Origin of the sequence: Streptomyces sp. NPDC058157, from assembly GCF_042884105.1 — a bacterium.
GTDB lineage: Bacteria > Actinomycetota > Actinomycetes > Streptomycetales > Streptomycetaceae > Streptomyces.
The window spans coordinates 1-9,183 of sequence record NZ_JBHVUQ010000242.1 but is presented as its reverse complement, the minus strand read 5'-3'; the positions used below and the strand labels follow the sequence as shown (position 1 = coordinate 9,183).

10 protein-coding genes are annotated in these 9,183 nt (G+C 75.2%); 1 reads left to right on the top strand and 9 read right to left on the bottom strand.

The window, feature by feature from the left end; genetic code table 11:
• The coding region (locus ACFVXK_RS34100; RefSeq protein WP_389619736.1) for an endonuclease/exonuclease/phosphatase family protein at window positions 1-520 on the bottom strand (520 nt) is incomplete at its 3' end.
• A 151-nt stretch (window positions 521-671) separates the two neighbouring features.
• On the opposite strand from ACFVXK_RS34100, the gene ACFVXK_RS34095 reads away from it, so the two are divergent.
• Window positions 672-2,096 carry a cellulase family glycosylhydrolase gene (locus ACFVXK_RS34095; RefSeq protein WP_389619733.1) on the top strand — a complete coding sequence of 475 codons (1,425 nt, stop codon included), beginning with the start codon at window positions 672-674 and terminating at the stop codon, window positions 2,094-2,096.
• 70 nt (window positions 2,097-2,166) lie between these two features.
• Here ACFVXK_RS34095 and ACFVXK_RS34090 read toward each other — a convergent pair whose 3' ends face one another.
• From ACFVXK_RS34090 to ACFVXK_RS34055, 8 genes are all read right to left on the bottom strand, one after another.
• Entirely contained in the window at window positions 2,167-3,504 is a 1,338-nt protein-coding gene (locus ACFVXK_RS34090; RefSeq protein ID WP_389619730.1) for a hypothetical protein, read from the bottom strand.
• 122 nt (window positions 3,505-3,626) lie between these two features.
• On the bottom strand, window positions 3,627-4,064 hold the full coding sequence (locus ACFVXK_RS34085) for a VOC family protein (RefSeq protein ID WP_389619727.1): 438 nt from the start codon (window positions 4,062-4,064) through the stop codon (window positions 3,627-3,629).
• 10 nt (window positions 4,065-4,074) lie between these two features.
• A complete protein-coding gene (locus ACFVXK_RS34080; protein ID WP_389619724.1) occupies window positions 4,075-4,497 on the bottom strand; it encodes a VOC family protein in 423 nt (140 codons plus the stop codon).
• Between the two features lie 75 nt (window positions 4,498-4,572).
• Window positions 4,573-4,818, bottom strand: a complete 246-nt coding sequence (locus ACFVXK_RS34075; RefSeq protein ID WP_389619721.1) for a hypothetical protein — start codon at window positions 4,816-4,818, stop codon at window positions 4,573-4,575.
• 20 nt (window positions 4,819-4,838) lie between these two features.
• Window positions 4,839-5,207: a PRC-barrel domain-containing protein gene (locus ACFVXK_RS34070; RefSeq protein WP_389619719.1), complete on the bottom strand. Its 369-nt coding sequence runs from the start codon at window positions 5,205-5,207 to the stop codon at window positions 4,839-4,841.
• Window positions 5,208-5,270: 63 nt separating this feature from the next.
• Entirely contained in the window at window positions 5,271-7,418 is a 2,148-nt protein-coding gene (locus ACFVXK_RS34065) for a xanthine dehydrogenase family protein molybdopterin-binding subunit (protein WP_389619716.1), read from the bottom strand.
• Window positions 7,419-7,451: 33 nt separating this feature from the next.
• Window positions 7,452-8,468: an FAD binding domain-containing protein gene (locus ACFVXK_RS34060; RefSeq protein ID WP_389619713.1), complete on the bottom strand. Its 1,017-nt coding sequence runs from the start codon at window positions 8,466-8,468 to the stop codon at window positions 7,452-7,454.
• Window positions 8,465-9,088, bottom strand: coding sequence for a 2Fe-2S iron-sulfur cluster-binding protein (locus ACFVXK_RS34055; protein ID WP_389619710.1), 624 nt, complete (start codon window positions 9,086-9,088; stop codon window positions 8,465-8,467). The genes ACFVXK_RS34060 and ACFVXK_RS34055 overlap by 4 nt, the downstream gene beginning before the upstream one ends.
• Between the last annotated feature and the right edge of the window lie 95 nt (window positions 9,089-9,183).

The following is a 9,183-nucleotide window of genomic DNA, read 5'->3' as shown; positions in this document are numbered from 1 at the left end:
CCAGGGTGGTGACGGCCAGGTAGCCGCGGGGCTCCGATCCGCCGTCGGGGTACGCGGCGCTCGCCCGGTCCGTCATCGGCGCCGCCGACAGGATCGCCTGGCCGAAGCCGCCCGGCCGCCAGGGCAGGCCGCCGCAGCGGTTCCAGTTGCGGAGGACGGTTCCGTACGCGACCCGGTAGGCCAGCCCGTAGACCTCGCGGAGGTAGGTGCGGATCTCCTCGACGTCCCGTACGCACGCCTCCTGCAGGCCGATGACCTGCGGCGCGGAGGCGGCGATCTCCTTGGCCCGGCCGAGGTTGCGCCCGCTCCCGCCGCAGGGATTGCAGATGTTCCACGTGGCGACCCGGTCCGGTACCACCTGCGCGGGGGCGTCGGCCGGCAGCCGGCCGGCCAGGGGGGCGCCGCCGCCCGGTGCGGCGCCGGGGCCCAGGAGCAGCAGCATCCCGACCGCGGCCATCGCGCCCGCGGCCCACCGCGCGCCCCTCTTCAGCACCATCGCCTCCCCGGAGTGGACCCACATGATCACACGGCGTCCTCGACTGACGATCGAGGTGCCGTCGGCCGATTTCGGCAACTGCGGCGAAGTGATGGGAACTTGGGCCACTCGTCAGTAACATCCGACCGGCCAGTAGCACTCCGTCCGAGAAGCCACACGCGAAAGGCTCTCCCGCATGCGCCGGTCCCTCCGCTCCGCCCCCGTCGCGCTCGCCGTGGCGGCCCTCCTGCTGGGTGTCCTGCCCGCCCAGGCCCAGGCCCGGTCGGGCAGCGCCCCCGACCGGGTCACCGTCGGGGGCCGTACCTTCATCGCCGACGGCCGAGGACGCGCGCTGCAGTGGCGCGGGTTCAACCTCGCCGACAAGAGCGGCCGGGGCCCCGACGCGTTCGCCGACATCCACGAGAGCGACCTCAGGGACATGTCGGCCCGGGGCTTCAACCTGGCGCGCCTGGCGTTCTTCTGGGACGACCTCGAACCCACCCCCGGCCACTACGACCGCGGTTACCTGGGCAGGATGCGGCGGATCCTCGACTGGGCCGACCGGTACCACGTCAAGGTCGTCCTCGACGCCCACCAGGACGTGTACGGGCCGCACTTCGGCTCCCGCGGCGTGCCCGACTGGGCCTCCCGCGACGACGGGCTGCCGTTCCACCCGGTGCCGGAGGACTGGTTCTCCGAGTACTTCGAGCCGTCCGTGCAGGCCGCCTTCGACCACCTGTACAAGGACGCCGACCTGCGCGCCGCGCACGCCCGGATGTGGATGACGGTCGCCTCCGCCCTGGGCGGGCACCCGGCGCTGCTCGGATACGACCTGATGAACGAGCCGTTCGCGAAGTTCCTCGAAGGTGAGGACCTGCCCGCCGCCGCGGGCCGTTTCGAGGCGGGCGAGCTCACCGAGATGTGGAACCGGCTCGCGCGGGCGGTCCGCCTGGTCGACCGCAGGTCGTGGGTGTTCGTCGAGCCCACCGTCATCGTCGGTCTCGGCGTCCCCACCCGGTTGGGCCGCATCGACGACCCGCACGCCGGGTACGCGCCGCACTTCTACGAGACCTCGATGGAGACCGGCGGCGACTACGACCCCGACGGCACCTTCATCCCCGCCTACGAGGCCGCGATCAGTGACTACCCCAGCCGCAACCGCATGCCGGTGATCGTCGGCGAGTGGGGCGGCAACCCGTACGTCCCGCACGCGGGCCGGTTCGTCACCGACATGACGGCCGCCCTGGACCGCTTCTCCAGCGGCTGGACGTGGTGGCAGTGGTGCAAGGGCGGCGGCTACTGCTTCCTCGACGGGACGGGCGCGGTGAAGCCCGAGGCGCGGCTCCTCGTGCAGCCGTACGCGCCGGCCGTCGCCGGTGACCCGCTGGGCTTCGCCTACGACCCCGCCACGCGGACGTACACCCTCACCTTCCGCACCCGTCACGGCGCCGAGGGTCCCACCCTGATCACCGTGCCCCGGGACACCTACCCGGCCGGCTACCGGGTCACGGTCGAGGGCGGGAAGGCCGGGTGGGACGGGCACGGGCAGACCGTCACGGTGGACACCCGCGGCAAGGCGGGTACCACGTACAAGGTGACGGTCGCCCCGAAGCAGCCCTGATCCGGCGCCCCCCGTGCGGCGCCCCCCGTGCCGCGCCCCGCGTGCCGCGCCCCGCGTGCGGCGCCCCGCCTCAGTCGAAGCGGCCGCTGCGCACCGGGCCCGAGGAGCGGATGCGGTCGCGCGGGCCGTCCGCCCACAGCCCGGCCGCGCGGGCCGCGAACGCCGCCAGCGCGGCGTCCGGGTCGGCCGGTGTCCGCCCGTCGCCCTCCGGCGCGGCGGGGTCGGCCGCCAGGATCGCCTCGGCCAGCTCCTCGGCCGACCGGCCGTCGGGCTCCGTGCGCTCCGGCCGGCCGTCCTCGGAGACCCGCAGGCCGGGCTCCCAGGGGGCGGTCACGCTCTGGACCAGCAGGGTGCAGACGTCCGCCGTCGCACCGGGCGTCTCGGTCCAGCAGGTGGCGTGCTCGAAGAGGATTTCGCCCGGGGCCCGTTCGGTCAGCGCGTGCACCGTGTCGGGGTCGCAGGCGGTCAGGTCGTACGCGACCACCAGCACGTCCGGGGTGCCCGGCCGGTAGGGGTGGGCCGGGAGGCCGAGCAGCCGGGCCGCCGCCAGGCCGAGCGCCCGGCTGCCGCGGTCCGGCAGCAGGCCGACGGAGGCGGGCTCGCGGCCGGTGGCGGCCAGGACCGTGCGCAGGCGCTCCAGGCCGTGGCGGCAGGAGTCGAGGTCGTCCTGGAGGAAGGCCCAGCGGCCGGTCATGCCCTGGTCGAAGCCGTGCGGGGAGAGGGTGAGGAGCAGACCGCCGGTCAGGGCGTGGTGCCAGCCGCGCAGGTCCTGGTCGCCGGCCGGCGGGAGGGCCGCGGCGCGGTCGAGCATCCGGCCGACGCGTCGGCCCGGCGCGACCCAGACGCCCTCGGGCTCCGACAGCCGGTCGAAGACCTGCCGGGCGGTGTCGGTCCGGCCGGCCATGAGGGCGTTGTAGACCGTCAGGTAGCGGTCCGGCCAGTCCTCCATGAGGGAGTCGTGTGCGTGCAGGAGCGCCAGGGCGTCGGTGTGCCGCTCGAGCTGCTCCAGCGCGGTCACCAGTTCGAGGAGCACCCGCCGGGGCGCGAGGCGCGTGCCGGCGCGCGGCTTGGCCTTGCGGCGGAAGAGGCCGGTGCGCTCGGGCTCGGGCGGGGGCGCCAGGCTCAGGCGCAGTGCCTCCCGGAGCGCGGGGACGGCCAGCGCGGGGATGCCGCGCTCGACACAGGCGTAGCCGAATCGGTACAGGCCCTCGGCCTCCGCGGGACGCGCCGCCAGGTCCGCCGAGGCCTCGGCGAGGTCCGTGAACCCGGCCCCTTCGGCCAGCCTGGCCACCAGCGGGGCGACCTCGGCGGACGCGAGCCCGTCGGCGGCGCGCCGCAGGGTCCGCATGGCCTCTTGGGGGTCGCCGGATTCGAGGAGTTCCCAGGCCTTGGACAGTTCGGTGCTCATGTGTCTCCGGTGATCGGGGGCGGAATCCCCTGGATGATCACCGGCACCCGGCCGTCCGGGCAACCCGATTTGCCCACGGCGCCCCGACCGGCTCCGCGGGGCGGGGTTCCCCCCGGCAGCGGTCAGTCCTTCTTGAGTTCCTGGGCGAGCATCACGAGGATGCCGCTGGGGCCGCGGACGTAGGTGAGCTTGTAGGTGTCCTCGTAGGTCGCCACCCCGCGGAGCGGGTGGCAGCCGTGGCGGGCCGCGGTCGCCAGGGCTTCGTCGATGTCGTCGACCGAGAAGGCGACGCGGTGCATGCCGATGTCGTGCGGGCGGGTGGGCCGGGTCTCGATCGCTTCGGGGTGGATGTACTCGAAGAGTTCGAGGCGGCCCTGGCCGTCCGGGGTCTGGAGCATCGCGATCTTGGCGTGGTTGCCGTCGAGGCCGACCGCGGTGTCCGTCCACTCGCCGCTGACGGTGTCCCGGCCGAGGACCGTCAGGCCGAGGTCGGTGAAGAACGCGATCGCCGCTTCCAGGTCGCGGACGGCGATGCCGACGTTCTCGAGTTTGATGGGCATGCGGCGCATGCTATCGAGCCCGTGCCCCGGCCGGTGGCCGGCCGGCGGCCGCCAGGACGAAGGCGTGGCCCGCCGGGTCGGCGTAGCGGCGGTGGGTGGTCCGGCCGGCGGGGTCGGCCGTGGGGGTGTCCACCGCCAGCGGGCGGGCTCCCAGGGCCACGGCTTCGCGTTCCGCTTCGTCGAGGGCGTCCGGCTCGACGAGGATGCGCAGGTGCGGCTGTTCGGGGCCGTCGGGGAGCGGCCAGCTGGGCGGTACGCGGTCGGGGTCCCGCCGGATGCCGAGCACGGTGCCCGAGGGGCCGGCCACGAGGAGGAGGTCGGGGTCGCCCCCGGCCGGGGCGGTCCGGGCGCCCAGCAGGGAGGCGTAGAAGCGGGCCAGCGCTTCGGGCTCGGCGCAGTCCAGTACGAGCACGCTTGTCTTGGGTACGGTCATGGACCTCGTGTGCCCTGCGCGGCCGTACGTACACGCGGCTCCCCGGGGTCCGCCGGGGAGCCGTCGCCGTGCGGGTCAGGGCCGTCGGTCGCGGTGGGCCGTGCGGCGCTGGGTGTCGGTGTTCGGGGTGAGGGCGTCGCCGGCCTCGCCGTCGTGGCTGCCGGGCATGACCGCGTCCTCGGCCTCCTCGCGGGCCTTGCGGTCGCCGCTCTCCCCCACGGCCTTCGAGGGAGGGGTGCTCCGGGGGTGCTCGCCGTGCTCGTCGTGCTTGCCGTGCTCGTCGTGCTTGCCGTGCTTGCCGTGCTTGCCGTGCTCGTTCACGTGCTGCTCCTCGTGCCGGGTCAGAAGGGGCCGCCGAACGGGGTGCCCGGGAGGTAGTAGTAGGCGGCCAGTTCGTCGTGGTAGTCGGGGTTGTCGAGGTGCTTCTCGCGGTGGAACTCGGGGGCGTTCTTGATCTGCTCCTTGGTCCGGTCCACGTGGATCCTCTCCTCGTCCACGTCGATGCGCGAGATGGTGCCGGCGGGCAGGAGGACCTCCTTGCCGAAGATCCACACCCCGGTGTCGACCACGATCCAGGCGGCGCCGGCCTCCTCCGAGTGCCGGTCGACCTTGCCGATGCCGCCGTCGGTGGCCTCGACCTTGAAGCCGCGGAGGTCGATGCCCTGCGGCCGGGCGGTCGTCTCGTCGTAGTTCCAGACGTTCTCGGTCATGGCGGGTGTTCCTTCCGGTGGGCCGGCTTGCTCTCCCTTCCCGGGTGCCCCGTGCGGCGGGTCTCACACAGGCCGGGGGTCCGGGGCGGTGAGGGCGGTCAGGATCCGGTCCGGGGTCAGGGGCAGGTCGCGCAGGCGGCGGCCGGTGGCCCGGCTCACGGCGTTGCCGATGGCCGCCGCCGCTCCGACGATGCCGATCTCGCCGATGCCCTTGCTGCCCATCGGGTTGAGGTGCTTGTCGTGTTCGTCGATCCAGTGGGCCTCGACGGCGGGCACGTCGGCGTTGACCGGTACGTGGTAGGCGGCCAGGTCGCGTTCCGCGAAGTCGCCGAACACCGGGTCCAGGGTGCTGTGTTCGGTCAGGGCCATGCCCAGCCCCATCACCATGCCCCCGATGAACTGCGAGCGGGCCGTGCGCGGGTTGAGGATGCGGCCGGCCGCGAAGACACCGAGGAGCCGACGCACCCGCACCTCGCCGGTGACCGTGTCGGCCTGGACCTCCGCGAAGTGGGCGCCGAACGCGTGGCGTGCGTACGGGGACTTCTGTTTGGCCGACTGGGTGGTGTCGGCGGACGCGGAGAGCCCCGTGCCGGGCAGCGGGCCGTGGTGGCGGGCCAGCCGGTCGATCAGGGCGGTGCAGGCGTCGTGGACCGCCCAGCCCCAGGAGGCCGTCCCGGTGGAGCCGCCGGCGACGGGGCCGGGAGGCAGGGCGCTGTTGCCGAGGGACAGCGAGACGGCGTCGAGCGGGACGCCCAGGGCGTCGGCGGCGATCTGGGAGAGCACGGTACGGGCGCCGGTGCCGATGTCGGTGGCGTTGACCTCGACCAGGTAGGTCCCGTCGGGGCGGGCGTGGGCCCGGGCGCCGGCCGGGGCGATGTACACGGGGTAGGTGGCGGCGGCCACGCCGCTGCCGATGAGGAGCGCCCCCTCCCGCCGGGGCGCCCGCCGGTCGGCCCAGCCGAAGCGGGTCGCGCCCTCGCGCAGGCACTCCACGAGGTGGCGGCTGCTGAAGGGGCGGCCGCTGTCGGGCTCGGTGGCCGGGTCGTTGCGCACGCGGAGCTCGACGGGGTCCATGCCGAGCGCGTCGGCCAGTTCGTCCATGGCCGATTCCAGGGCGTACATGCCAGGGGTCTCGCCGGGGGCGCGCATCCAGGAGGGGGTGGGCACGTCGAGGGCGGCGACGCGGTGGGTGGTGCGGCTGTCCCGGACCGCATACATCACCCGGGCGGGGACGGCGGCCTGCTCGACGAACTCGCGCACCCGCGAGGTGTGCGTGAGGACCTCGTGGGAGAGGGAGGTGAGGGTGCCGTCGGGGCGGGCGCCGAGGCGGAGGCGGTGCAGGGTGGGGGCGCGGTGTCCGACGGTGGCGGCCATGTGCTGCCGGGGCAGGGCCACGGTGACGGGGCGTCCGCAGTGCCGGCTGGCCATGACGGCGAGGACGAGGTGGGGCCGGGGGGTGCCCTTGGAGCCGAAGCCGCCGCCCACGTGTTCGGCCAGGACGGTGATCCGGTCCTCCGCCAGCCCGAACAGCCCGGCCAGCACGGCGCGCACCACGGTGGTGCCCTGGCAGGAGTCGTACACGGTGAGCCGGCCGCGTCCGGAGTCCCAGTCGGCGGTGGCGGCGTGGGGTTCCATCGCGTGGTTGTGCAGGGGCGGCACCGAGTAGCGCACGTCGACGCGTACCGGGGCGGCGTCGAACGCCGCGTCCGGGTCGCCGTGTTCGCGGTGGGCGGGGTAGCCGCCGTTGACCTCCTCGGGGGTGTACAGGCCGGGGTGTCCCTCGCGCAGGGTCACGTCGTGGGGCTCCGGCTCGTAGCCGACGCGCACCGCGTCGGCCGCGGCCCGGGCGCCCTCCAGGGTGTCGGCGACGGCCAGCGCCACGTACCAGCCGCGGTGCGGTACCCGAAGGTCCTGGAGGAGTTGGAGGGTGGGGTCGTCGGAGGGGCCCAGGCGGGGGGCGTCGTAGGGGGTGAGGACGCCGAGGACCCCGGGGAGGGCGAGGGCGGCGGCGGTGTCGACGGAGGTGATCCGGCCGCGGGCGACGGTCGCGGGCACCGGCCAGGCGTAGGCGCGCCGGGGCAGGTCCTGTTCGGCGGCGTAGCGGGCGGTGCCGGTCACCTTGTCGCGGGCTTCGCGCCGGGGGACGGGCGTGCCGAGGGTGGCCGGGGCGGTGGGGGCGGAGGTGTCGAGGGTGGCGGAGGTGGGGCTCATGGTGTTCCTGTCCTGGTCGGCGGCGCCGCCGGCTCACGCGGTGGCGGGGGGACCGGGGTGCGTGCCGGCGAGGGCGGCGATGGTGTCGCAGGCGAGGTTGCGGGCGAGGGGGATCTTGTACGCGTTGTCGCGCAGGGGCTGCGCCCGTCCGAGTTCCGCGTCGACGGCCGCGCGGACGGTGTCGGGGTGCGGCTCGGCTCCGGTGAGCCGGGCCTCGGCGGTGGTGGCCCGCCAGGGCCGGGGGGCGAGGCCGCCGAAGGCCAGGGCGACGCTGCGGACGCGGCCGTCGCCCGGATCGAGGTCGAGGACGACGGCGACGGAGGCGAGGGCGAAGGCGTAGGAGGCGCGGTCGCGGGCCTTGCGGTAGAGCGAGCGGGAGCCGGGCGCCGGGGCGGGCAGGAGGACGGCGGTGACGATCTCGCCGGGGCGGACGACGGTGTCCTGTTCGGGGTGGTCGGCGGGCAGCCGGTGCAGTTCGGCGGCCGCGACGGTGCGGGTGCCGTCGGGTCCGCCGTACAGCTCGACCCGGGCGTCCAGCGCGGCGAGGGCGACGGCCATGTCGGAGGGGTGGGTGGCGATGCAGTGGGCGGAGTGTCCGAGTACCGCGTGGTCGCGGTGGATCGCCTCGCGGGCCGCGCAGCCGCTGCCGGGTTCGCGCTTGTTGCAGGGCTTGGCGAGGTCCTGGAAGTAGGCGCAGCGGGTGCGCTGGAGCAGGTTGCCGCCGGTGGTGGCGACGTTGCGCAGCTGGCCGGAGGCGCCGGCCAGGAGGGCCTGGGCGAGGACCGGGTGGCGGGCGCGCACCCGTGGGTCGGCGGCGAGGTCGCTGTTGCGGACGGTGGCGCCGACGCGCAGGCCGCCGTCGGGGAGTTCGGTGATGTCGTCCAGGGGGAGGCGGGAGAGGTCGATGAGGGTGGTGGGGGTCTCGACGCCCAGTTTCATCAGGTCCACGAGGTTGGTGCCGCCGGCGAGGTAGCGGGCGCCGGGGTGCGCGGCGTGGGCCTCGGCGGCCTCGCGGAGGCTGGTGGCGCGGACGTAGGCGAAGGGCTTCATGCGGGTACCTCCGCTCCGGTGGCGGTGGCCGCGGCGTCCGTGCCCGCTTCGGCCACGGCCCGGACGATCGCGGGGTAGGCGCCGCAGCGGCACAGGTTCCCGCTGAGCCGTTCCCGGATCTCCGGCGCGGTCAGGGTGACGGGTCCTTCCCCGGGAGCGGGGGCGGTGACCTGCGAGGGGTGTCCCGCGGCGGCTTCGCGGAGCGCGCCGACGGCGGAGCAGAGCTGGCCGGGGGTGCAGTAGCCGCACTGGAAGGCGTCGTGTGCGATGAAGGCGCGCTGGAGGGGGTGGAGGGAGCCGTCGGGTGCGGCGAGGCCTTCGACGGTGGTGACGGCGCGGCCGTCGAGGGCGACGGCGAGCAGCAGGCAGCCGTTGGCGCGCCGGCCGTCGACGAGGACGGTGCAGGCGCCGCACTGCCCGTGGTCGCACCCCTTCTTGGAGCCGGTCAGGCCCAGGTGCTCGCGCAGGGCGTCGAGGAGGGTGACGCGGTGGTCCAGGTCGAGGTCGCGGCGGACACCGTTGACGTACAGGCTCACGCGGGAGCGCGTCCCGCCGGCGGCCGCGTCGTCCGGGGCGGCGGGTGCGGGGCCTGGTGCGGGCGGGTCGGTTGCGTGGGCCACGGCGAGCTCCCTTGTCGTCCGTCGGGGGGAGGGACCTCCGTCCCGCCGCCCAGCCTGGCCTCTCGGGGGCCCGCGCACCCCCCACGCGCCCGGGG